The 21,828-nt window shown below is 66.2% G+C and carries 20 protein-coding genes; 8 read left to right on the forward strand and 12 right to left on the reverse strand.

What is annotated here, in order from left to right:
- Positions 1–240: 240 nt before the first annotated feature.
- Both IEX49_RS14755 and IEX49_RS14760 read right to left on the reverse strand, forming a co-directional pair.
- Positions 241–852 carry a hypothetical protein gene (locus IEX49_RS14755; RefSeq protein ID WP_201301233.1) on the reverse strand — a complete coding sequence of 204 codons (612 nt, stop codon included), beginning with the start codon at positions 850–852 and terminating at the stop codon, positions 241–243.
- A 420-nt stretch (positions 853–1,272) separates the two neighbouring features.
- Complete coding sequence (locus IEX49_RS14760; protein ID WP_159554215.1) at positions 1,273–2,778, reverse strand: heparan-alpha-glucosaminide N-acetyltransferase domain-containing protein; 1,506 nt, start codon at positions 2,776–2,778, stop codon at positions 1,273–1,275.
- Between the two features lie 939 nt (positions 2,779–3,717).
- Here IEX49_RS14760 and IEX49_RS14765 point away from each other — a divergent pair.
- Both IEX49_RS14765 and IEX49_RS14770 read left to right on the forward strand, forming a co-directional pair.
- On the forward strand, positions 3,718–4,443 hold the full coding sequence (locus IEX49_RS14765; protein WP_159554213.1) for a response regulator: 726 nt from the start codon (positions 3,718–3,720) through the stop codon (positions 4,441–4,443).
- Positions 4,440–5,645: a sensor histidine kinase gene (locus IEX49_RS14770; RefSeq protein WP_159554211.1), complete on the forward strand. Its 1,206-nt coding sequence runs from the start codon at positions 4,440–4,442 to the stop codon at positions 5,643–5,645. Before IEX49_RS14765 ends, IEX49_RS14770 begins: the two co-directional genes overlap by 4 nt.
- 196 nt (positions 5,646–5,841) lie before the next feature.
- Here the strand turns inward: IEX49_RS14770 and ccsB are convergent, their stop codons facing one another.
- The 8 genes from ccsB to IEX49_RS14810 all read right to left on the reverse strand — a co-directional run bounded on the left by ccsB (position 5,842) and on the right by IEX49_RS14810 (position 13,757).
- Positions 5,842–6,954, reverse strand: a complete 1,113-nt coding sequence (gene ccsB, locus IEX49_RS14775) for a c-type cytochrome biogenesis protein CcsB (protein ID WP_159554209.1) — start codon at positions 6,952–6,954, stop codon at positions 5,842–5,844.
- Between the two features lie 3 nt (positions 6,955–6,957).
- On the reverse strand, positions 6,958–8,712 hold the full coding sequence (resB, locus tag IEX49_RS14780; RefSeq protein ID WP_159554207.1) for a cytochrome c biogenesis protein ResB: 1,755 nt from the start codon (positions 8,710–8,712) through the stop codon (positions 6,958–6,960).
- Positions 8,709–8,909, reverse strand: coding sequence for a hypothetical protein (locus IEX49_RS14785; RefSeq protein ID WP_159554205.1), 201 nt, complete (start codon positions 8,907–8,909; stop codon positions 8,709–8,711). The genes resB and IEX49_RS14785 overlap by 4 nt, the downstream gene beginning before the upstream one ends.
- 7 nt (positions 8,910–8,916) lie before the next feature.
- The gene (locus tag IEX49_RS14790; protein ID WP_159554203.1) at positions 8,917–9,570 is read right to left on the reverse strand and encodes a TlpA family protein disulfide reductase; all 654 of its coding nucleotides are present in this window, start codon (positions 9,568–9,570) and stop codon (positions 8,917–8,919) included.
- Between the two features lie 171 nt (positions 9,571–9,741).
- The gene (locus tag IEX49_RS14795; protein ID WP_159554201.1) at positions 9,742–10,485 is read right to left on the reverse strand and encodes a cytochrome c biogenesis CcdA family protein; all 744 of its coding nucleotides are present in this window, start codon (positions 10,483–10,485) and stop codon (positions 9,742–9,744) included.
- Between the two features lie 162 nt (positions 10,486–10,647).
- Positions 10,648–12,204 carry a multicopper oxidase family protein gene (locus IEX49_RS14800; RefSeq protein ID WP_159554199.1) on the reverse strand — a complete coding sequence of 519 codons (1,557 nt, stop codon included), beginning with the start codon at positions 12,202–12,204 and terminating at the stop codon, positions 10,648–10,650.
- Positions 12,205–12,364: 160 nt separating this feature from the next.
- Positions 12,365–12,865: a hypothetical protein gene (locus IEX49_RS14805; RefSeq protein WP_159554197.1), complete on the reverse strand. Its 501-nt coding sequence runs from the start codon at positions 12,863–12,865 to the stop codon at positions 12,365–12,367.
- 37 nt (positions 12,866–12,902) lie between these two features.
- Positions 12,903–13,757: a F510_1955 family glycosylhydrolase gene (locus IEX49_RS14810; protein ID WP_159554195.1), complete on the reverse strand. Its 855-nt coding sequence runs from the start codon at positions 13,755–13,757 to the stop codon at positions 12,903–12,905.
- Between the two features lie 156 nt (positions 13,758–13,913).
- Here IEX49_RS14810 and IEX49_RS14815 point away from each other — a divergent pair, with 156 nt between their 5' ends.
- From IEX49_RS14815 to IEX49_RS14835, 5 genes are all read left to right on the forward strand, one after another.
- Positions 13,914–14,615, forward strand: a complete 702-nt coding sequence (locus IEX49_RS14815; protein WP_159554193.1) for a response regulator transcription factor — start codon at positions 13,914–13,916, stop codon at positions 14,613–14,615.
- Positions 14,612–15,745 (forward strand): HAMP domain-containing sensor histidine kinase, encoded by a 1,134-nt coding sequence (locus IEX49_RS14820; protein ID WP_159554191.1) that lies wholly within the window; start codon positions 14,612–14,614, stop codon positions 15,743–15,745. Before IEX49_RS14815 ends, IEX49_RS14820 begins: the two co-directional genes overlap by 4 nt.
- A 73-nt stretch (positions 15,746–15,818) precedes the next feature.
- Complete coding sequence (locus IEX49_RS14825) at positions 15,819–16,151, forward strand: heavy-metal-associated domain-containing protein (RefSeq protein ID WP_159554189.1); 333 nt, start codon at positions 15,819–15,821, stop codon at positions 16,149–16,151.
- A gap of 51 nt (positions 16,152–16,202) precedes the next feature.
- Entirely contained in the window at positions 16,203–18,389 is a 2,187-nt protein-coding gene (locus tag IEX49_RS14830) for a copper-translocating P-type ATPase (protein ID WP_159554187.1), read from the forward strand.
- 45 nt (positions 18,390–18,434) lie between these two features.
- On the forward strand, positions 18,435–19,103 hold the full coding sequence (locus IEX49_RS14835; RefSeq protein ID WP_159554185.1) for a DUF305 domain-containing protein: 669 nt from the start codon (positions 18,435–18,437) through the stop codon (positions 19,101–19,103).
- 167 nt (positions 19,104–19,270) lie between these two features.
- Here IEX49_RS14835 and IEX49_RS14840 read toward each other — a convergent pair whose 3' ends face one another.
- On the reverse strand, positions 19,271–19,876 hold the full coding sequence (locus tag IEX49_RS14840) for a DUF305 domain-containing protein (protein WP_229672763.1): 606 nt from the start codon (positions 19,874–19,876) through the stop codon (positions 19,271–19,273).
- Positions 19,877–19,991: 115 nt separating this feature from the next.
- Positions 19,992–20,402 (reverse strand): four-helix bundle copper-binding protein, encoded by a 411-nt coding sequence (locus IEX49_RS14845; RefSeq protein WP_159554183.1) that lies wholly within the window; start codon positions 20,400–20,402, stop codon positions 19,992–19,994.
- A gap of 382 nt (positions 20,403–20,784) precedes the next feature.
- On the opposite strand from IEX49_RS14845, the gene IEX49_RS14850 reads away from it, so the two are divergent.
- The gene (locus IEX49_RS14850; protein WP_159554181.1) at positions 20,785–21,486 is read left to right on the forward strand and encodes a C40 family peptidase; all 702 of its coding nucleotides are present in this window, start codon (positions 20,785–20,787) and stop codon (positions 21,484–21,486) included.
- Positions 21,487–21,828 lie beyond the last annotated feature (342 nt).

The raw sequence follows: 21,828 nt of genomic DNA on the forward strand, positions 1-21,828 counted from the left end.
CCAGCGGTTGGCAACGTCCGCAACAATGGCCCGGAAATTGCTGCTGCCCTAGGCGGGTTTGCCCGCCTTGTCCTCAACTGTTGTGGAGGCCCTAACCCCACCCTGTCTTCTGCACTCAGTGCCGTCTCACGTCGTGATCCGCGGTCTTGCAAGTAGGCCGCGCGGCTACTATTGTTTGAAGTGCCCACCGTTACGACGGACAGGGAAGAAGGCCTTAGAACCCCAGCCGGACGACTGGATCTAGGGCCTTTCGTTTTGCCCTGTGGGAATCAGGGATTCGGGAGTGCTCTGCTTGAGGTAGATCGTCTGCTCCAGCGCCTCAAGATATTGGTGCTCCCCTATGTGGGAGGCGTTGACCGCTCCGAGCACTATGTCGGAGATCCATAGCAGGGGCTCATCTCCGCCGCGACGGTGCGAGATGCGGATTCCTCGATCGAGGCCTTGGCCTTGAAGGGCGACAATGTGGGCCCGGTCTCTCTTGTCCTGTGCCTCGGTGCGACATTCGAGGGTGAGATCGTAAACCTCGAGATCAGCGAGTTGATAGTAGAGGACCTCCAGGCACTTGCGACGGAACCGTTCCGTTTTACGCTGACGTTCACTGAGATGGGTCACGATGACATTCATCGGGCCCAGGGCTCCTATGGCTTGCACGATCCGCCGTCGGCTACTGGAGTTCTCATCAGTCCAGTGCAGTTTGATCTGGCCAGGGCGTAGAAGGGGCCGGAGCTCCTCGCGGACCATTTCCACCTGATCGGGCTCCAAGAGTGCCGCACACACCAGGTACTCCTGGGCTGCCTCGCTGCGGGCCACTGAAGACTCATCAAGGTAGGCGTTGAAGGCGGAGATCGGCACCAGTCCAAAGTACTAGGTGAAGACGACCGAAGAACCGAAGCGACCGCCATGCCGCGCGGAGGACGCAGTTTTTGCGCCAACGTAACCCTTGGGCCCGGCCGCCCCTCAATAACTCCCGAACAGTTCACGCTGGTGCCCTCGGAGACTCACAAGCGATGCAAGGAGCGCCTCAGTACGAGCGTTATCGGGCAGGGGCGACATCGATGCCCAAGGCTATCTGGTGCAGGATCAGTGTCCACAGCAGGGATACCGGAGTCGCCTCGGTGGCCAGTCCTTCCATAGACCCACCTCAGTCTCCTCCGGGCCCAGATCCATTACCTACGGGGTGAGGCGGGGTGACTCACGGGGTCCGAGCCAAGGCCTGGGTGACATGTGGGGGGCCAGTTGTGCGGCGTCGGTGGAGACGAAGCCCAGCAGGGCCTAGCCGGTGCCGCTGCCTGGGTCTCGGACCGGGCCGATCTGGTCGGTGTAGCCCGGAGCTTCGTCGTCGGCGAGGTTGATGGTGGTGCCCCGATCGGTCCGGATGGGAGTGCCCCTGGTGGGCCGATCGGTGGAAACCCGAGGATCTTGGCCGGTGCTCGCCTGATCGGGCGAACCGGGAAGTTCTTCGTCGGTGGTGTAGTTGGTGGTATCCCGGGGAGTCTGGACCGAGGTGTCTGAGTGGTGGGTGGCGAGCCCGCCGGTGGGTCCACCGGAGTTGGTGGTTTTGCCGGAAACGAGGCGCCGGCTGCCCTTGACCGACAGGGACACCACCTTCTCCAGCGGGCCTTGGCCGACGGATCGTTGCCAGAACCAGGCGAACGCGACGGCCACCCCCAGGTGCACGAGGAACCACAGAGCGGGTTCGTCGTAGTGGATCTCCAGGGCCAGGACGAGCAGGTGGGCGGAGTAGAGCGTGAGGGTCATGGCGCCCATGGCTGCCAGCGGACTCAGCCATTGCCCCGCCTTGTTGGCGATGAGCAGGAACAGGCCCAGCGCCAGCAGTGCCATGCCGAGGCTGGAGGCGATGGCCAGGGGCATGTTGGTGTGCGGGGTGGTGATGGCCAGCCACCAGCCGGAGGTGTTCGGCACGAGTTCCGGGCCGTAGACGAGGGCTTCGTCCAGGTCGTGCATGGTCATGCCCGGGGTTGCCAGCAGCGCCTCGTAGCCGCCGACGGCGTAGAGCAGGACGTAGGAGGCGAGGCTGGCCAGGATGGCCAGGGCCGCGCCGGCCCCGGCAATGGCGGCCTGCACGGGGATGCTTCGCAGGTTCAGCCGACCCAGGGCCATGCCGGCCAGGATGTAGGTCATGTAGGGCAGGGCCGGGTAGGTGCCGGTCAGCAGCAGTTGGGAGGCGATGGAGACCGGGTCAGCCAGGACGTGCTCAAGGGTCGGGTTGTACGAGACCCAGTCGGGCAACACCGGGGGCAACTGCTGGATCAGGATCGGGGAGACGATGCCGAAGACCGCGGCGCAGATGAACAGGGCCTTGGGTCCGAGGTGCAGGAAGGGGATGGCCAACAGGAAGAACACCGCATAGTAGATCAGGATGCTGTAGGCCGGCGGGTCAACAGGGGGCATGAGCGAGGCGATAAGAAGTGCCACCACGGCGATCAGCACTGCCCTCACAACCAGGCCGACCCGGTTCGCGGTCATCTGCCGGCCGCGGTGCGGTATGCGCCCGCCGGAGGACAGGGCCAGGCCGAGGCCGGCCAGCAGGGCGAAAAGCGCGGCCGAGTCGCCGGAGAATAGTTGCCAGGTGAGGGTGGGCTCGCCGGTCTCCTCTTGGTAGGAGGCCAGGATGTGGATGGCCATCAAACCGATCAGCGCCAGCCCTCGCGCCGCGTCGATGCCGATCAGCCGCTTTCCAGGCCCTTCCTCGGTCCGCTTCTTCGTCGCCGCGGGAGCGCCCACGACGGCTCCCCGGATGGCTTCGTCCGAACTCATGGATCTTCCCTGACTCTCTGTTGGTATCCGGCGACGGCGCATCGAGCACCACCACATCCGGGCCCACGGTGCACATCCGCAGCCAATGTGTAGATAGGTTCGCAGGCGGACATTGAGGGATCCGAGCAGACGTCTCAAGATTCCATGAAGATTCCCGTGTGGATAACAGGGTCTCCACGCAGCCCTCAGACGCCGCCGGGGACGCCTGAGGACCCTGCAAGCTTCACCGCCTGCCGCAGCTCATCTCCCCTGAAAAATTCAAGAGCTCGTGTAGCTCGACTTTCCATGGGTGGCAGGGAGGGCGGCGCGGGCTCCCGGAAGCGGTGCGGGAACTGTCAGGGGACGAGTGGATGTATCGTCAGCCGGTGCCGTGACTGCGGTCGCCTTCGTGGACCCAGGCAATGTCGCGGCGAATCTGACGGCCGACACCCACCCCGGGACTGATTGAGTATCACCCCCTACAAACCCAGCACCCCGCCAGCGGTCACGCTCACCGCCCCACAGGGCTACCCGACTGAGCCACGGGGCGTAGGACCACTACACGTCGCCCACATCTCCGGCGCCGATCCGGGGCGCCCTGCACGCTTTCGGAAGCGGACCGTGTTCTCCGGCCGCCTTCCATAACTCACCAGCCGGTACCCCCGACGGCGTTGCCACCGTGCTGTTCCATCCGCACCACGAACCTGTGGATCTGAGGCCGGGGGGACTGCTGTCATCTGGGTGACACCATGTCTCGATCCCTGATGATGTGTCCCGGTCGGAGGAATCGGCAGAGATGCCTGTCGAGGAACGCGGATGAACCTCACGGCGCAAATTGCTCCGCCGTCACCCTCTTGGACAACCCGGAGCGCACCCCGGTGTCGTCGGGCTCCGTATCCTTGAACCGAACGGCAGGACGATGGATTCGCGCCGACCATGGACCCGCAGGAAGGAGGCACCATGACCGAGGCATCGACGGGACGGGTACTGGTGGTCGAGGACGAACCGGACCTCGCGCGCTTGATCCGGGACTACCTGCAGAATGCAGGCTTGCGGGTGGAGGTACGCCATGACGGGGCCGAAGCCGTCTCCGCGGTGCGTGACTTCGCACCCAATGTCCTGGTGCTGGACATCGGTCTGCCGGGAACCGACGGCTTCGAGGTGTGCCGCCAGGTGCGGACCTTCTCGGACTGCCACGTGTTGATGCTCACCGCCCGCGATGATGAGGTGGACAAAATCGTCGGGCTGTCCCTGGGGGCAGACGACTATGTGACCAAGCCCTTCAGCCCCCGGGAGCTCGTCGCCCGAATCCAGTCAATGATGCGTCGGGCACGGGTAGCCCCGACAGCGGCCGGACAACCGATGGACGAGTCCTCCGGCCTCATCCATCAGATCGGTGAACTGCGGGTGGACGGGTCCTCGCGGCAGGTCCACCTGTCCGAGAAGCCCATCCTGCTGACGAAGACGGAATTCGACCTGTTGGCCAGCCTCGCGGCCCACCCGAAGCAGGTGCTGAGTCGACGCCAGCTGCTCGACATGGTGTGGGGCGACGATTGGACGAGCGACAACCACCTCGTGGACGTCCACCTGGCCAGGGTACGACGGAAGCTGGGCGAAGACGCCGCCAATCCCCGATACATCCATACGGTGCGCGGCATCGGCTACCGGATGGAAGCCCCGGCGTGAGCGCAGGAGCAGCCGGCCAGGACGCCGGAGCACGCCCCAACGGCGGCCGGCGGGGCAGCGATCCGGACCCGGAGGACTCCCCGGAGGGTCAGGAATCCAAGTACTCGCTGACGGTCCGTATCCTCCTGGTCCAGGTCGCCGTGCTCCTCGTCGGGCTGATCGTGGTGACGGTGACAACCCTGCTCATCGGACCACAGATGTACATCAACGAGCTCTTCCGAGAAGGCCATGGCCGCGCTGCCCGCGCCATCTTCCACCTGGATGACGTCTTCCGGGAGGTGAGCCTGGTGGCCATGACGGTCGGTGGCCTGACCTCGCTGGTGATCGCCGTCCCCGTGAGCATCCTCATGACCCGCCAGATCAGGAAATCCATCTCCGAGGTGAGCCGTGCCGCCAACCGGATCGCTTCCGGGGAATACGGCATCCGCCTGGAACAGGGACATTTGGGCGCCGAGTTCGACTCGCTGGTCGATTCCTTCAATGACATGACGGCGAAACTCGACGCCGTGAACCAGACCAGGCGCCAGATGCTCGGCGACCTCGCCCACGAAATGAGGACTCCACTGGCCACCCTGAAAGGACATCTCGAAGGCATCGAGGACGGGATCGTGGCTCTGGACGGGCGCGCCTCTGCCATCCTGAACGGCCAGGTCAGCCGGCTGGAGCACCTGGCCCAAGATATGAGGTCCCTGACCCAGGCGGAGGAGGGGATGATCAACCTGCGTCTCAGCAATTGGGATCCCGCCGAGCTGGTCGTGGAGGCGGTCGCGGCGGCAGAACAGATGGCGAGATCGCGTCAGGTGGAGCTCACGGTCAGGAGACCCCACAATCCGGTGGAACCCGTGCTGATGGACCGGGACCGGATGCGCCAGGTGCTCAGCAACCTGGTGGACAACGCCCTCCGGCACACCCCGGCCGGCGGCCGCGTCACGGTGGGCCTGACAGAACGCGACAATGCGGTGGTGCTCACGGTGACGGACTCCGGTGACGGGATCGCCGCCGAGGACCTGTCCCGCATCTTTATGCGGTTCTACCGGGTGGAGGAGGGCCGGGAGGCGAAGCCCGGGGGATCCGGACTGGGCCTGGCGATCAGCAAGGCGCTGGTCGAGGCACAGGGAGGGACCCTGACAGTCGCCAGCGAGGGGCGTGGCCGGGGAGCGGAGTTCACCGTCCGTCTGCCCCGGGCGAGAGCGAGTCGCTGACGGGCTCCGCGGCCGTGTCCTCGGGGCCCTGGTGGAAGGACACCTTGTGTCGCTCCTTCGCCGGAGTCATGCACCGTAGACCGTGGCGGTGTACTTGGCAGCGGAAGGGCCTTACCCACCTCCAATAGTATTGTTGGCCCAGCCGGGAGGCTCGGCGACGGAATTGAAATGGCCCTCAACTGGATCTGGTGGTCGATTACCTGTACACCTCGGCGGTCTCCGCACCGGGGATGCCGGCGTAGGAGTGCAAGCCGGGGAAGTACGTGTTGACGATGGTGAAGTTGAAAACGATGCAGGCGTAGCCGATGATCGAGAGCCAGGCGGCGCGTTCTCCGGTCCAGCCGCGCGTGGCGCGGGCGTGCAGGTAGCCTGCGTAGACCACCCAGACTACGAAGGTCCACACTTCCTTGGTGTCCCAGCCCCAGTACCGGCCCCAGGCGGCTTCGGCCCAGATGGCGCCGGCAATCAGGGTGAAAGTCCACATCACGAATCCGACGGCGTTGATGCGGTAGGACCAGTTCTCCAGGCTTAGTGCCGGGGGCACCATGCGCAGGAATGGCCTGATTCGGGCTTTTTCAACAGACATCGCGGCCTCACGCCGGTGCTGGATGAGTTGCAGCACGCTCATGGCGAAGGTCAGGGTGAACAGGGCCGAAGCCAGCACAGCCACCGACACGTGGATGATGATCCAGGGGGATTGCAGGGCCGGCTGCAGGTGGGCGATCGGCGTGGGGAAGCCCATGGTCGCCGCAGCCATCATGACCACCACGAGGCCGGAGACGAAGGTCCCGAGGAAACGGATGTCTTTGCGGATCAGGAACAGTAGGTAGACCACGGCGACCAGCATCGCGCCGGTGGTGAGGAACTCGTACATGTTGCCCCACGGCACCCGGGAGGCGGCCACACCGCGGGCGATCACCGCGAAGGCATGCAGCAGGGCCCCGATGACCATCAGGGCCACGGCCACGTTCGCGACAGGCCGGCGGACGGTACCGAGATAATCCATGTCGTCGTTGACCAGCTCCTCGTTGAGCTGAATAGCGGTCGCTGAGGACCCACTTTGTGCACGGCCTGCCGGCGCCGCTGGCGGGTGGTCTCCTGCGGTGTCAGGCACAGGGCGCCCGACGCCGGCTCCGGCCATTTCCCGGCGGGGTCGTTGGCGAGCTAGTTCGGACTCTAAATTTCGGATGGTCGTGGAGGAGGTCGCCACGTCCAAAGTGAACAGGATGAAGGCCGCGACGTAGATGAACGCAGCGATTAACATGAACAGGTCGCTGTAGCTGGCCAGCTGCAGGTTGATGGAGGGCATGATTTACTCCGGTCGGTTCTCGGTGGTGTTGGGTTTGCTTTCTGGGGGCCGGTGGATGGCAGGCATCGCGGCCTGAATGTCGACGGGGTGGGCATCGTGGCCGCTTGGCGGCTTGTAATCGGAGGTGGAGGGGCCTCCCTCAGCGTCGTCGGCATCCTTGGGTGCCTGGACCGGCCAGGTCCTTTCCATCTGGCGTCGCAGGGCGACGTTCTCTTCGCGCAGGCCGAAGCTCTCACCGCGAGCCAGCAGGCCATACTCGACCGTGGTATACCCGTTGGGGTCTGTGGTGCCACGGACCCACACGCGGCGGCGGCGCACGAACAGGCTCACGCCCAGTGCCAGCATCGCCAACACGGCGAAGATGCCCACACCCCATTTGGCGGGGTCGTAGACGATGTCCAGGCCCACGAAACGCTTGACGCCGTCAAAGGCTATGGAACCCTTGCCCTCCGGCAGCTCGTAGGACTCCCCCGGGGACAATGTGATGCCGCCGGCCTCGAGGTTGCGGGAGTTCAGCTCGGTGAGGGTGTCGGTGTCCAAGACGTAGACGTTCTGCGGTTCGCCCGTGTCCAGGCCGAGATCGCCGTAGTAGGAGTTGAGGTTCAGCTCGGGGTTGAGCAATTCGGGGTCAATCGAGATGGCCACCCCGTCCTCTCCGGTGTAGGCCGTGGGCAGGAAGAACCCGACGAAGCCGAGCTGGTCGGGTTCGGAGTCGGGGGCTTTGATGACCATCAGGGAGGTGTACACCTGGTCTTCTGCCCGGCCGATCACGGGGCCTTGGAAGGCGATGTTCCCAATGCCGTCCCGCACGGTGACCTCGGGGGCGTAGCCGTTGCCGACCAGGTACACGCGGACACCGTCGATGTCCAGGGGATGGTTCACCTTCAGCTCCGTGGTCTGCTCCGGTTCGCCCGGTCCATGACGTACGCCCAGCACGGCGGTGAAGTCCAATGCTTGGCCGTAGTGGGTATCCGACTCGCGGTCGAACTCGGCCTCGAAGCTGTCCAGGGTCATGGAGAACGGGTTTAGCTTCTGCTCGGAGAAGGCGCTGCCGGGGGTGAAGGCGTCGTAGGCGACGAGGGTGTTGGCGAATCCCTCGCCTTCGACGAGGATCTTCTGGCCCCGGTAGCTCAGCATCGAGCCGGCCGCCATAAACGCCAGCACTCCGATGAGGGACAGGTGGAAGACGATGTTGCCGATTTCGCGCACGTAGCCGCGCTCGGCACCTACGGAAGCGTTGCCCTCGGCTTCCTGGCGGACCTGGATCCGGTAGCCGCGCTTCTTGAGGATCTTGGCCGCTTGGTCTACCGCGTCCCGGGGGGACGGCCCGGTGGATTCCAGCACGACTTTTCCGTACTCGGGCAGGCGGGAGAGTAGGCGGGGGGTGCGCGGCGGGGCAGAGCGCAGGGCCTTGGCGTGTTTGACGGCGCGCGGGAACACACAGCCGATCAGGGAGACGAACAGCAGGAGGTAGATGGCGGAGAACCAGACGGACGAGTACACGTCGAACATCTGGAAGCGGTCCAGCCACTCCCCAGCCGCGGGATTGTCGGAGATGTAGTCATCCACGATCCCGGGACCGGCCGGCCGCTGCGGGAACAGCGAGCCCGGAACGGCTGCAACGGCCAGCAGCAGCAACAGCATCAGCGCGGTGCGCATGCTGGTCAGCTGGACCCACAGGAACCGCAGGGTGCCCGTGAAGCCCAGGGCGGGCAGCTCCGCGTCCTGGCGCTGGTTCGGCGCATCGGTGTGGCTCATTTCGGAATCCTCCCGTCAGTAGCGGGCGAGGCCTGCCGGTCGTGGAAGCCGGTGTTCTGGGGGCCGGCGGCCAGCAGTGGATCCGGCACGTCCTGGCTGGAGGTGTACGTGGACAACGAACCGGCGGTGACGATATCGGTGAGGGGTTGGTTCACCAGATACTGGACGGCGGCGCGCGGGAGGGTCAGGAGGTCCATGGTGGGTTCAGGCCTGTTCGCCTAGCACCGTGGTGATCAGGGTTCGTAGCGTGGACCGCTCGGCGATCCCCAGGATTCGGGCCGAGACCCGGCCCTGACGGTCCAGCACGATCGTGGTGGGCACGGCCTGCGGTGGGACGTAGTCGGTCATGGCCAAGAGCACCTGGCCATTGAGGTCTTCGACCGAGGGATAGGTGATGCCGAAGTTGCGTTCGAAGGCCTGCGCGGTGGCCACCGTGTCCCGGACATTGACGCCCACGAAGCGGACGTCTTGGGGCTCGAGCTCCTCGTGCAGGGCCTGCAGGTCCGGGGCCTCCACCCGGCACGGCGCACAGGCGGCGTACCAGAAGTTAAGCACCGCGGGATCCCCGACGAGGCTGTCCGTGCTGATTGGCTCCCCGGAGAACAAGGTGGAGCTGAACTGCACCGGCTCACCGCGCTCATCCGGCCTAATCTCCAGGACCGACCCGTCGCCGGCGATGTAGTTCTTGCCATCGGCATTGCCGGCTTGGGCGGCCAGTGGGTCGTCGCTTGAGCAAGCGGCCAGCACCGGCAAGGCGGCGATCCCGGCCAGTCCGACCAGGACCTGTCGGCGTCCGGGCCGACGCAGGGGGTCGGGGGTCCGAGGGGCGGACCCAGGGGAATGCTTCAGGTTGGACATGACGTACCTCCGATACTTCTTCTGCGGGGGTAGGACGACCTTCGAATTCTACAGTCTGTAGAAATCGGGGAAACGATGGCGAAGGCCGACCGGGGGGTGTGGTTTATGGCACGCGGCGGTTGAGCCGGTGAGCAGTCGTCAGTTCGGGGTGAGTCCTGGGACGAGGACCTTTTAGATGGGGGTAGTGAAGGTGCCGGCGAGGTTCTGCAGTTGATAGATCCAGGCCGTCCAGATCCCGGTGGCCATTAGGACACCGACCAACACGAGCAGGGTGCCGCCGGCGATGTTGAACACGCGCATGTGGCGGCGCACGAAGCCCAAGGTGGTGCTCACCCAGCCCAAGCCTCTGGCGACGAGGACGAAGGGGATGCCCAGTCCCAGGCAGTAGGAGAATCCCAGCAAGGCACCGCGCCAGGGGTCGCCGGTGGTGGTGCTCAGGGCCAGGACGGCGCTGAGGGTGGGGCCCATGCAGGGCGTCCAGCCGAGGCCGAAGCCCACGCCCAGTAGCGGCGCTCCGGCCAGCCCGGTCTTGGGTTTAAAGGTGAGAGTCTTGGTTCTTTGCAGGGTCGAGAGCATGCCCATCAGCGCCAGGCCCATGAGGATGACGATGACCCCCAGGATGCGGATCAGCAGGTCCTGCCAGCGCAGCAGCCACCCGCCGATCAGGCCGAAGGCGGCGCCGTAGAGGGTGAACACGGCGGCGAAGCCGAGGATGAACAGGCCCACCCCTGTCATGACCCTGCGTCGGTTGTCCGGACGGGTCGGGTCGGACAGACCGGAGACATAGCCCAGGTATCCGGGGACGAGCGGCAGGATGCAGGGCGAGAGGAAGGAGACGAGCCCGGCGATGGCCGCCAGCGGGATGGCCATCAGCAGCGCCCCGGACTGGACGGTCTGAGCGAAGTACTCGCCCATCTATTTCCTCCTTGGGGTTGTGTCCGGGGATGGTGGCCGGAGGCCCGGGTCGGGACGGTCCTGGACGTGGTGGGTGCGAGTGGACGATAGGGGCATGTTCTTTCCTGAACGGGCACCGGGCGACCGCCCGGTGGATGGAGGGACGAGGCGTGGGTGGAGTGGTCAGTGGATGTAGGAGAAGACGCCCATCATCCCGGCCTCGGCGTGGTAGGCGTTGTGGCAGTGGGTCAGCCACTGTCCCGGGTTGTCCGCCTCGAAGTCGAAGACGATGGTCTGCCGGGGTTTGACGATGACTGTGTCCTTGCGTGCACCGTTGTCGGCCAGCTGGAAGGTGTGGCCATGCAGGTGCATGGGGTGCCACATGTCGGTGTCGTTGGTCATCGTGACCCGCACACGCTCGTCCAGCCGGAGCTTGAAGGCACCGTCAAAGGGGTTGGCCGGGTCGAAGCGGCGCCCGTTGATACCCCAGTCATAGTCGGCCATCGATCCGGTGAGCCGCAGCTCATGGCTCCTGGTCGGTTCCTTTGGCTCGAGCAGGACGGATTCGTGGGCCTTCAGTCGGCTGCCATCGAGCACGGTCCCGCCCAGGGTCTGCGGGAGCCGTCCGGAGAGAGCGGTGTTCGATCCGGCTTTGATGATGCCGTAGGAGTGGCCGGTCTTGCCCTCGGGCAGGGCCAGAACGGGCACGGCCTGGTCGCCAAGGGTGACCAGCACATCCAAGCGTTCACCCATGCCCAAGACGACGGCGTCGGCCTGACGCGGCTGGACCGGGAACCCATCGGTGTGGGTGATGGTCAATTCCTGACCGGGGACCCCAACCCGGTAGGCGGTGTCTCCGGCGGCATTGATCAGTCGCAGACGGATACGGTCGCCGGGCTTGCCGTCGATAGTGTCGGGTTCGGCTGGGGGGCGGCCGTTGAACAGGTGCACGGGGATCCTCACGTCGCCGGCATCCCCGCCCAGGTAGTCGCTCTCAGCCCCCATGAGCATGTGCTTCATGGGCATGCCGGAGGAGCTGTCCTCGCTCATGGACCCGTGATCCATCCCCTCCATACCCTCCATGTCACCGGACATGTCCATTCCGGCGGAGAGCTCCTCGACGACTTCCTCGGGCGTTCCGGTGATCCCGTCGAGCCAGTCGTCCAGGATCACGACCCATTCCTGGTCATAGTCGAGGGTTTCGTTGGGATCCTCGACGATCAGCGCACCGTACAGGGCGCGTTCGCGCTGGGTGTCGAAGTGGGAGTGGTACCAGTAGGTGCCCGGATGGGAGAGCCGGAATCCGTACGAGTAGGTTCCTCCGGCCGCGATGGGATCCTGGGTCACTCCCTGGACTCCGTCGGCGTCATTGCGCAGGGCCAGTCCGTGCCAGTGCACGCTCGTTCCCTCCGGAAGACCGTTGGCGACGGTGACGTCGAGCAGGTCGCCGGTCTTGGCGCGCAGCAGCGGTCCGTTGAGGCTCTTGTCGTATCCCCAAGTGGTCAGGGTCCGACCTTCGAGGGAGGTCTCGAAGGGTGCGGCGGGGAGTCGGTTGGCGACGGTGGTGCCTGAGTAGGCACGTCGTTTTTCGTATTCGGCGATCAGCGGGTCGGTGGGCAGGATGCGCCCTGACGGTCGGGCGGTGGCCAGGGGGTCGGAGCATGCGGCCAGTCCGGCCATGGCGAGGGCGCCGACGGAGGTGCCCAGGAAGGCGCGGCGGGTGGTCAGTGGGGAGGTCATCGGTTCTTCTTTCCTTCTCCCGATCACCTGCCGCAGGGAGGTACGACGGGGGACGGGTATGGCTCATCAGTTGCTGATGGGATGGTGGCCCACAGGCTGCTGCGTGCCGTCCCCAATGCAAGGGGGCGGCTGTGCTTGCCGGTGGACACGACCGGGCATCCTAGGTGCGGTTGATGGCCAGTTGAACCAGTGAAGGAGTCCAGGGAAGCCTGAAGTGGACAACCCAAGGCAGTGGGGGCGCGGTCAGCCCCTGCCCGGGAAATGACGTGAGCTCCCGGGGCTCTAGATCCAGGACGACGGAAGGCGTGGTTAGGGAGGAGGCGCAGGTGTCGCCCCCGGCCTCCAGTGCGCAATACGGCAACCCGCTGCCGCCTGCGGCATTATCCCCGGGAGGCTGGGCTGTGAGCACGTCTCCGGGTGCCCAACCGGCAGGGCCGACGGTTGTCGGCCCGGGATGCTGGGACACCGTTAAGGCGGAGGTGTCGATGCCGGCCATCACCGCGCCGGTGCCAACGCCAGCATGCATCCCGAGCAGGCCGAGGAGCAGCACGAGGATGCCCAGAACCGGCCTGAGGGCGGTCCGACGGGACAGGTCAAGGCGGTGAAGATGTCGGCGTTCCGCCATCGGCACTGGCCTTTCCTGTTCGTCCTTGCTGGTCATGGTCCGGTTTAGGGCCCGCGGCTTGGCGCGGCATGGGTCACAGCAGCGGTTCGGTGGTGTTCCCGCCGTCGGTGGTGCGTAGGACGGCCGTGCCGATGACTAGGAGTGCTTCGACCTGCCCGTCGTCAGTGATGCTGGCTCCCAGGGCGGAGGCCGTGTCGCTCAGTGGGTCACTGGAGGTCCAGGTGTCGCCGCCGTCGGAGCTGGTCAGCAACCGGCCGTCGGTACCGGCGCCAACGACTGTGGTGTCGTCGGCCCAGGCGACCAGGTGCATCAGCTGCGGGGTGTCCAGGGTGCTCCAGGTGGCACCGTTGTCTACTGACCGCAGCATCCCGGCTTCGGTGGTGGTCAGCACGGTCCCAGTTTTCGGGGAGATGGCCAAGGACGCGGGTGGGGTAGGGATCGTGAGGGTCCGCCAGTTGATTCCGTCGGCGCTGGCACGCAGTTGACCATCGAAGCCGAGGACGCCGGCCGGGCCGGCGGCCAGGGCGTGGAAGTCGGATTGGCCGCCACGGGAGAGCACCTCCCAGCTCAGGCCGCGGTCCGTGGACTCGGCCAAACCCAATGGTTCGGGCAGGTCGGTACCGGGCGCCGGGTGACCGGAGGCCAGATAGCGGCCCTCGGGCGTCACGGCGAAACCCATGAGATCCACCACCGGGCCCACCTGGACCAGATCGCGGTCCTGGAGGCGGAACAGGCCCTCGTGGGTGGCCAGGAGCACGAGGCCGTCGTCGGGGTCGCGCACGATGGCATGAATGTGGGTGATCGCCGTACCCGGGGTCTGCGTGTTGGCGTCTTGGGGGCTTGAGGTGTTCGGCACGGTGCAGGCGGTCAGGGTGCCGACACCGATCAGGCCGAGTCCGCCGGCGAGCAGGGTTCTGCGGGTAGTCATGGTGCCTTTCCGCCCCGATCCGATTGCGGGGCCACCTACCATTGTCCGCCGGAGGCTCAGGGGCTCCGGACGGTTTGCCTTGAAGGTTTGATGAAGATTCCCCGGTCTGGTGTCTTGGGTCGCTCTCCGGGCCGTGAGCCGGGGGAGACTGAACACATGAACTTTGGCACTGGCTCGTCCACCGGGCGGGTGTTGGTCGTCGATGACGAAAAACCCCTGGCACGCATGGTCGCCACCTACCTGGAGCGGGCCGGCTATGAGGTCACCACCACCCACACCGGACCCGATGCGGTACAGGCTGCCCGCATGCATGATCCCGACGTGATAGTCCTGGACCTGGGCCTGCCCGGACTGGACGGGATCGAGGTGTGCCGGCGCGTGCGGGCCTTTTCCGAGTGCTACGTGCTGATGCTCACCGCCCGGGGCAATGAACCTGACCGGCTGCAAGGGCTGGCGGTGGGCGCCGATGACTACATCACCAAACCCTTCAGTGTCCGGGAACTGGTCGCCCGTGTGGGGGCGGTCATGCGGCGGCCCCGCACGACGGTAACCGTCCCAGAACCGGCACGGGCTTTCGGGTCGCTGGTGATCGACCTGGGCGCCCACGAAGCCCACGTGGACGGGAAGTCGGTGGGGCTGACGCGCACGGAGTTCGACCTGCTGGCGGCCCTGTCGGGACGTCCCTATCAAGTGTTCTCCCGGCGTCAGCTGATCGATATCGTCTGGGATCCGGGGTGGGTGGGTGATGAACGAATCGTGGATGTGCACATCGGCAACCTGCGCCGCAAACTCGACGATAACCCCGGGCGCTATGTCGACACGGTCCGCGGTGTTGGCTACCGGATGGCAGAACAGTGACCGGCCAGCGACGTTACCGCGGCCTGGCGGCCCGGTTCTTCCTGGCCCAGTTGCTGGTGGTGGTGGTCAGCATCCTGGCCGCGGTGGCGGTGGCCTCCCTGGCCGGCCCCCCGCTGTTCCACGAGCATTTGGAACAGGCCGGGGCCGGGCATGATGCGACCCAGATGCTGCACGTGGAGCAGGCCTACCGAGACACCAACTTCTGGACCCTGGGTGTGGCCTTGGCCACCGCCCTAGTCTGCTGCCTGGTGTTGACCTGGTATGTCGCCCGCCGGATCCAGAACCCGATCCATGCCCTGACCCAAGCCGCGACGGCCATGGCCGGCGGCAAGTACGACACCCGGGTCCCGGCCATGGGGGCAGGGACCGAGGTGGAGGACCTAGCCGCCTCGTTCAACACCATGGCCGAGCGGCTCGAACGCACCGAGAGCACCCGCCGTCGGATGCTCTCGGACTTGGCCCACGAGATGCGCACTCCCATCTCCGTGCTCACCGTCTACCTCGAAGCCCTGCAGGATGGAGTCTCACACTGGGGCGAAGCCACCGGCGAGCTCATGGACGAACAGCTGGCCCGCCTCACCCGGCTGGTGGAAGACATCCACGACGTCTCCCGGGCGGAGGAAGGACGGATCGAGCTCGATCGCACCATCGAATCGGCGGGCGAGTTACTGCAGGCCGCCGCCGTAGCCCATCGGGACACCTATGCCGCCAAGGGCGTGGCCTTGATCCTGAATCCGAGCCAGGACATCGCGACCGTGGAGGTCGACCGCCAACGCATGGGTCAGGTGTTGGGCAACCTGCTCACCAACGCCTTGCGCCACACCCCCGCAAGAGGCCAGGTCACCCTGGATGCTCGGCAGAGTCCAGGAGGGATCACGCTCAGCGTCAGCGACACCGGCGAGGGCATCCTCCCCGAGCACCTGCCGCACATCTTCGAACGGTTCTACCGCGGGGACACCGCCCGCGACCGGGACCACGGCGGGTCCGGGGTCGGCCTGGCCATCTCCCGGGCCCTGGTCCAAGCCCATGGAGGGTCCCTGACCGCCAGCTCCGCAGGTCCGGACACCGGGGCGACGTTCACCGTCCACCTGCCTGCCCGAAGCGACAGAAACCACTCCATCGCCACTTGATTGATACCCTCCAGGGGTATATACCGGGAGGAGGGCGCAGTCCCACCGCCCACATCCGACGAAGGAGCCCACCATGACCGAATCGATCCCCAGCCCCCTGCCGATGGCCACCGGCGGCTGCTCGTGCTGCACCCCGGACGCCGCCCCAACGCCGGGCTCCGCCGCCGCGGAGACGTCTTTCCCTGCCGCTTCCGGGACCTCCACCACGTATCGGGTGGAGGGGATGACCTGTGGGCACTGCGTCGGAATCACCGCCGGAGCGGTGAGTGCCCTGCACGGGGTGGACGATGTCAAGGTCGAACTGGTGGCCGGCGGCATTTCCCCCGTCACCGTGACCGGGTCCGCCTCCGCGGACGCCGTACGGGCGGCCATCGAAGAGTCCGGCTACCGCGTCCTGATGTCCTGATCGCTTGGCCCACTGTCTCGGACCCGTAGGGGTCAAGGGAAAGGAAATATCATGAGCACCTCGCACCACCACGGCGACCATCACGCCGACCATGACCAGCACGCCGATGAGGACACCCACGGTCAGGCCATGCCCCAGGGACACGCCCACTCCGCGGTGGATGAAGACCACGCGGTCCACGACCACGGGGAACATGCCGGACACTCGGTGGCGATGTTCAAGAACCGGTTCTGGCTCTCACTGGTCCTGTCGATCCCGGTGGTGGTCTTCAGCCACATGGTCGCCGACCTGCTCGGCTACCGGGTTCCCGAGTTCCCGGGCTCGGAGTGGATCGCCCCGGTGCTGGGCACCGTGATCTATTTCTACGGCGGCATGCCGTTCCTGAAGGGCGGGATCACGGAGCTGCGCTCCCGGCAGCCCGGGATGATGTTGCTGATCGCGATGGCCATCACGGTGGCCTTCGTGGCCTCCTGGATCACGTCTCTGGGCATCGGCGGGTTCATGCTGGACTTCTGGTGGGAACTGGCCCTGCTGGTGGTCATCATGCTGTTGGGCCACTGGATGGAGATGCGCGCCCTGGGCGCGGCCTCTTCCGCCCTGGATGCCCTGGCCGCCCTGCTACCGGACGAGGCTGAGAAGGTCACCGAGGACGGCACTACCGTCACCGTTGCGATCGGTGATCTGGCCGTCGGGGACACAGTCCTGGTCCGCTCTGGGGCGCGGGTGCCTGCCGACGGAACCCTGACTGAGGGCACGGCCGAGTTTGACGAGTCCATGATCACTGGCGAATCCCGGTCCGTGGCCCGCACCGTGGGCGAAACGGTGGTGGCCGGCACTGTGGCCACCGACAACACCGTGCGGGTCCGCATCGAGGCCGTCGGGACCGATACCGCCCTGGCCGGCATCCAACGGATGGTCGCTGACGCCCAGGAATCCTCCTCCCGCGCCCAGGCGTTGGCCGACCGGGCTGCCGCGCTGCTGTTCTGGTTCGCCCTCGCCGCAGCCATCATCACCGCCATCGTCTGGGTGGCCATCGGCCAGCCGGACGACGCCGTCACCCGCACTGTCACCGTGCTGGTGATCGCCTGCCCGCACGCCCTGGGCCTGGCGATCCCGCTGGTGATCGCGATCTCCACGGAACGGGCCGCCAAGGCTGGGGTGCTGATCAAGGACCGGTTGGCCCTGGAGCGGATGCGCACCATCGATGTGGTCCTGTTCGACAAGACCGGCACCCTGACCGAGGGCGCGCACGTGCTGACCGGAACCGCACCGGCCCCAGGCACCTCCGAGGCACATCTGCTGGCTTACGCGGCCGCGGCCGAGGCCGACAGCGAGCACCCCGTGGCCCGAGCCATCGTGGCAGCCGCCACCGCCCATGCCGAAGCCGCCGCGCTGGGACTGCGTGGCACTGGGTTCCAGTCGGCGACCGGCCGCGGGGTGAAAGCGACCGTGGACGGGTCCGAAGTCCTCGTGGGTGGACCCAACATGCTCCGCGAACTCGCCCTGGACACCCCCGAGAACCTCCGCGCTGACACCCAGGCCTGGACCGAGCGAGGGGCCGGGGTGTTGCACGTCGTCCGTGACCGCGCCGTCATCGGGGCGGTGGCCGTGGAGGACCGCGTCCGCCCCGAGTCCCGGGCCGCGGTGGCCGCCCTGCACGCCCGCGGGATCAAGGTCGCCATGATCACCGGCGACGCCCGTCAGGTCGCCGAGGCCGTGGGAGCGGACCTGGGCATCGACGAGGTCTTCGCCGAAGTCCTGCCGAAGGACAAGGACTCCAAGGTCACCGAGCTGCAGTCCCGCGGATTGCGCGTGGCTATGGTCGGCGACGGCGTTAACGACGCCCCCGCCCTGGCCCGGGCCGAGGTCGGCATCGCCATCGGTGCCGGCACTGACGTGGCCATGGAATCGGCCGGCGTCGTGCTGGCCGGCAACGACCCACGCGCCGTGCTGTCCATGATCGAACTTTCGAGAGCCAGCTACACCAAGATGATCCAGAACCTCACCTGGGCCACCGGCTACAACCTGATCGCTGTTCCTCTGGCCGCCGGCGTGCTCGCCCCGATCGGGTTCGTGCTCTCTCCGGCGGTCGGGGCGGTGCTGATGTCGCTGTCCACCATCGTGGTCGCCCTCAACGCCCAACTGCTGCGCCGGACCGATCTGGATCCGGCCCGACTGGCCCCGGCCAGCCCTTCGGATCGGGACACCACACTCCAGCCCGCGACGGCCACCAGCTGATCGCGGCCCTGGACCCTATGTCGAAACCCCAATGGAAGGAAACCCATGAAACGCAACACCACCACCCTGGCCGCCCTGGCCTTGGCCTCCGCCCTGGCCTTGACCGCCTGTGGCGGCACCGGTGCCGAGGACAACGGCGCCGGCTCCGAGTCCACCCCGGCCGCCAGCTCGGCTGCTGCCACCTCCACGGCCACAGACACCGCTGCCCCGTCCGCCACGGCTACCGGCTCGGCCGAGGAGATCTCGGCCGAGCATAACGACGCGGACGTGATGTTCGCCCAGATGATGCTCCCTCACCACGAGCAGGCCGTTGAAATGAGCGAGATGCTGCTGGCCAAGGACAACGTCCCGGCCGAAGTCGCGGACTTCGCCCAGCAGGTGATCGACGCCCAGGGACCGGAGATCGAACGCATGAATGCCATGCTCACCGCCTGGGACGCGGAACCCATGGCAGAGATGGAGGGCATGGACCACGGCGGGATGTCCGGGATGATGTCCGAGGAGGATATGGCCGCTCTCGAGGAAGCCCAGGGCACCGAGGCGGCCCGGCTGTACCTGGAACAGATGACAGCCCACCACGAGGGCGCCGTCGACATGGCCCAGGACCAGGTCGACAACGGCCAGAACCCCCAAGCGGTGGCCCTGGCCGAGCAGGTCATCACCGCCCAAGAGGCCGAGATCGCCGAGATGGAGCAGATGCTCGGAAACCTCTGACGGGATCCACGGCCCCCTCTTGATCGGCTCTGCCCGTTCCGCTGCCGCACCAAGGACCTACACGGCCCCCTCCATCCTGGGTGGGGCCGTGTAGGTCCTGGCGCATCGGTTGGACCTCCAACCGACTCGGGATCCCGACATTGCTGGGGGTGCGCCCTGGGGATCCGTCAGTCGGTGGGGCACTGGCGTTCGGCCGGTTCCTCGTAGTCAGGCACGGACCGTGCTTGGGCCTGCTCGGGGGTCGTGACGATCCCGTTGTCCTGGATGTCCTGGATCAGCCAGTCCATCTCGAAGATTTCCCTCCGCTGGGCCTCGCTGATTTCCACGGCCAACTGACACACCCTGACGTCCTCGATACCGGCCCGCTCGGACCTCGTGATGGCCAGCGAGTGGTGTGGAATCATGGCGCGCATGAAATCGCTGTCGTTGACGGTCGCCTGGCTGCGGTCCAGGACGATGCCGCCGCCCAGAAGCACCGCGCTCACGAGCACCACAGCAATGTTCGCCTTCGCGTTCCGGTACATGTTGAGCATCCAGGCCAGCATCACCAGCCCCATCGCCCCGCCCATGGTCAAGGCCATGAACAGCCTGCTCTCACTCCAGCGGACGTGTCCCCACTCCCAGGAACCGGCGAACATCGTCCAATACATGACCACCATGCCGGTCAGGATCATCGCGGCGAACCGCAGGTACATCTTCAGGGAGCGGCTGGGCGCCTGATGACCCCCGCCGCGATCACCACCCTGGTCACTGCTGTGCTCTGTCTTTGACACGTCGAGTTCTCCTTCTGCGGGGATGCTCTTGTACCGCCGGGCCAGTCAGGGCCAGCAGCCGTGGAACACGTGCTGCTGGCCCTGACCGGCATTCCGGCATGGGCCTGGACTGCGCTCAGCCCAAGGAGGCGAGCAACTCGGCGCAGGCCCGCTCGCAGCGCCGGCAAGCCTCAGCACACACCTTGCAGTGCTCATGCATTTCAGCGTGGGAGGCGCACTCGTCCCCGCACGTCTTGCAGGCGGTCCGACACGCCTCGAGCAGGGCACGAGTGGTCTCGACATTGTTGCCGGTCTGCCTGGACAGCACCGCCCCGGTGGTGGCACAGATGTCGGCGCAGTCCAGATTGAACCGGATGCACTGCCTCAGTTCGGCCACCATGTCCTCGGCCAGGCACGCGTCCGCACAGGCCGTACAGGTCTGAGCGCACTCGAAACAGGCCTCGATGCACTCGGCCAACTTCTGCCGGTCGATGTCGCCCAGGTCCTTCGGGTAGGTATCCAGCATCGAGCTCACGTGATGGGTCATGGCTTACTCCTTCATCGGTGCGGTTCGGAAGACGAACCGGCCGGAACCGGCCCGCCATGCAACCGACCGTAGACCCCCGCCCGGCCCGGATAAAGGGCTCAACTTTGAAGATTCCGTGAAGATCCCAGCCGGTCACGGGCTCCGCTCGGGCCGTTCGAGCGGGCGGCTAGGCCCGAGATGACGGCCTTTCCGGTCCCGGCTCAACCCTGCATCGGCTCGGAACTTGGCACTCCGGCAAGTTGCGACCTGATAACGGATCCGTATTGTTGCATAACGTTCTGGTCACGGACCATTTCGGCTAAGTGATAGCTTGCTCGACGCCGAGTTGCGAGGCCGTGGGAGAAGTCCAGAACATGTACGCCAATGTCTACCGAGGTAACCCATGTCCTACCCCACCCGCCGTGCCCGCATCGAGGCTGAGGCCCAGGCCCGCCGTTCCCAGTACCGCCGTTCCCTCACCATGGGTGCGGTTGGCCTGACCACCGTGGTGGGAGCCACGGTGGCCGGCATGGGGCCGGCCGCAGCCAACGAGGGCGCCTACTCCGCGCCCAGCGGCTCCACTGCTAATTCCTGGACGTGGGAGGGCGGTACCGCAGCCGAGACGTCCCGCTCTTCCAGGGTTCACACGCACTCGTCCGGGACCAGCAGTGAGCCGGCCCAGGACATCCAGCGGGCCTCTTACTCCACTGCTTCCTCCAGTAGCACTGGTTGGGGGGCGGCCGTGCAGTGGGCTACGGCCAAGGCTGCCGATCCGGGCGTCGGTTACGTCTGGGGTGGTAATGGCCCGACCGGCTACGACTGCTCCGGCTTCACTCAGAACGCGTTCGCGCAGGCCGGCATTGAGCTGCCTCGGAACTCCAAGGCCCAGTATGCGGCCGCTAGCCAATACGTCTCCCTGGACAACCTCCAGGTCGGTGACCTGGTCTTCTGGTCTAACAACGGCTCGGCCTCCGGGATCTACCACGTGGCCATGTACATCGGCGACGGCAAAATCGCCCACGCTCGCAACCCGCAGATGGGGGTGGCCGTGACGGATGTCGACTACAGCCCCTGGAATATGATGGGCACCGCTGCCCGCTACTGAACGGCACGGGATCAGCCTGCTCGCAAGGTGAAGGCCTGCAGGGCCGATCGGTGCTTGACTGCATCTCTTCCAGTTGGTGGGCTCAGATTAGACGTAGCGGTTAGGCGGGACCCTTGGTGAAGGTCGTCCCGGCCGCGGTCCACACGGGTGCTGAGCGAGAAGAGTCCGCTTGTGCAACACATGCTCCCGCGTCGGTCGCAGACCGTTTAGGGAGCTGGTCGGCTGCGTGTCGGTTCTCCCGCGTCGGCGGTGCCTCCGCCGGCGCGGCGAACTGATCTGGGATCGCACGTGGACAAGAATCATTCGTGACTCAAACGTTATATTCCCAGTCCCCGCCGTCGT

Source organism: Citricoccus zhacaiensis (genome assembly GCF_014645315.1).
GTDB lineage: Bacteria > Actinomycetota > Actinomycetes > Actinomycetales > Micrococcaceae > Citricoccus > Citricoccus zhacaiensis.

Bases quoted from the DNA above. Each gene is read 5' to 3' on its own strand.
- IEX49_RS14760 (WP_159554215.1), bottom strand. From the start codon at position 2,778: ATGAGTTCGGACGAAGCCATCCGGGGAGCCGTCGTGGGCGCTCCCGCG.
- IEX49_RS14765 (WP_159554213.1), top strand. From the start codon at position 3,718: ATGACCGAGGCATCGACGGGACGGGTACTGGTGGTCGAGGACGAACCG.
- ccsB (WP_159554209.1), bottom strand. From the start codon at position 6,954: ATGCCCTCCATCAACCTGCAGCTGGCCAGCTACAGCGACCTGTTCATG.
- resB (WP_159554207.1), bottom strand. From the start codon at position 8,712: ATGAGCCACACCGATGCGCCGAACCAGCGCCAGGACGCGGAGCTGCCC.
- IEX49_RS14785 (WP_159554205.1), bottom strand. From the start codon at position 8,909: ATGGACCTCCTGACCCTCCCGCGCGCCGCCGTCCAGTATCTGGTGAAC.
- IEX49_RS14790 (WP_159554203.1), bottom strand. From the start codon at position 9,570: ATGTCCAACCTGAAGCATTCCCCTGGGTCCGCCCCTCGGACCCCCGAC.
- IEX49_RS14795 (WP_159554201.1), bottom strand. From the start codon at position 10,485: ATGGGCGAGTACTTCGCTCAGACCGTCCAGTCCGGGGCGCTGCTGATG.
- IEX49_RS14800 (WP_159554199.1), bottom strand. From the start codon at position 12,204: ATGACCTCCCCACTGACCACCCGCCGCGCCTTCCTGGGCACCTCCGTC.
- IEX49_RS14805 (WP_159554197.1), bottom strand. From the start codon at position 12,865: ATGACCAGCAAGGACGAACAGGAAAGGCCAGTGCCGATGGCGGAACGC.
- IEX49_RS14810 (WP_159554195.1), bottom strand. From the start codon at position 13,757: ATGACTACCCGCAGAACCCTGCTCGCCGGCGGACTCGGCCTGATCGGT.
- IEX49_RS14815 (WP_159554193.1), top strand. From the start codon at position 13,914: ATGAACTTTGGCACTGGCTCGTCCACCGGGCGGGTGTTGGTCGTCGAT.
- IEX49_RS14825 (WP_159554189.1), top strand. From the start codon at position 15,819: ATGACCGAATCGATCCCCAGCCCCCTGCCGATGGCCACCGGCGGCTGC.
- IEX49_RS14830 (WP_159554187.1), top strand. From the start codon at position 16,203: ATGAGCACCTCGCACCACCACGGCGACCATCACGCCGACCATGACCAG.
- IEX49_RS14835 (WP_159554185.1), top strand. From the start codon at position 18,435: ATGAAACGCAACACCACCACCCTGGCCGCCCTGGCCTTGGCCTCCGCC.
- IEX49_RS14845 (WP_159554183.1), bottom strand. From the start codon at position 20,402: ATGACCCATCACGTGAGCTCGATGCTGGATACCTACCCGAAGGACCTG.
- IEX49_RS14850 (WP_159554181.1), top strand. From the start codon at position 20,785: ATGTCCTACCCCACCCGCCGTGCCCGCATCGAGGCTGAGGCCCAGGCC.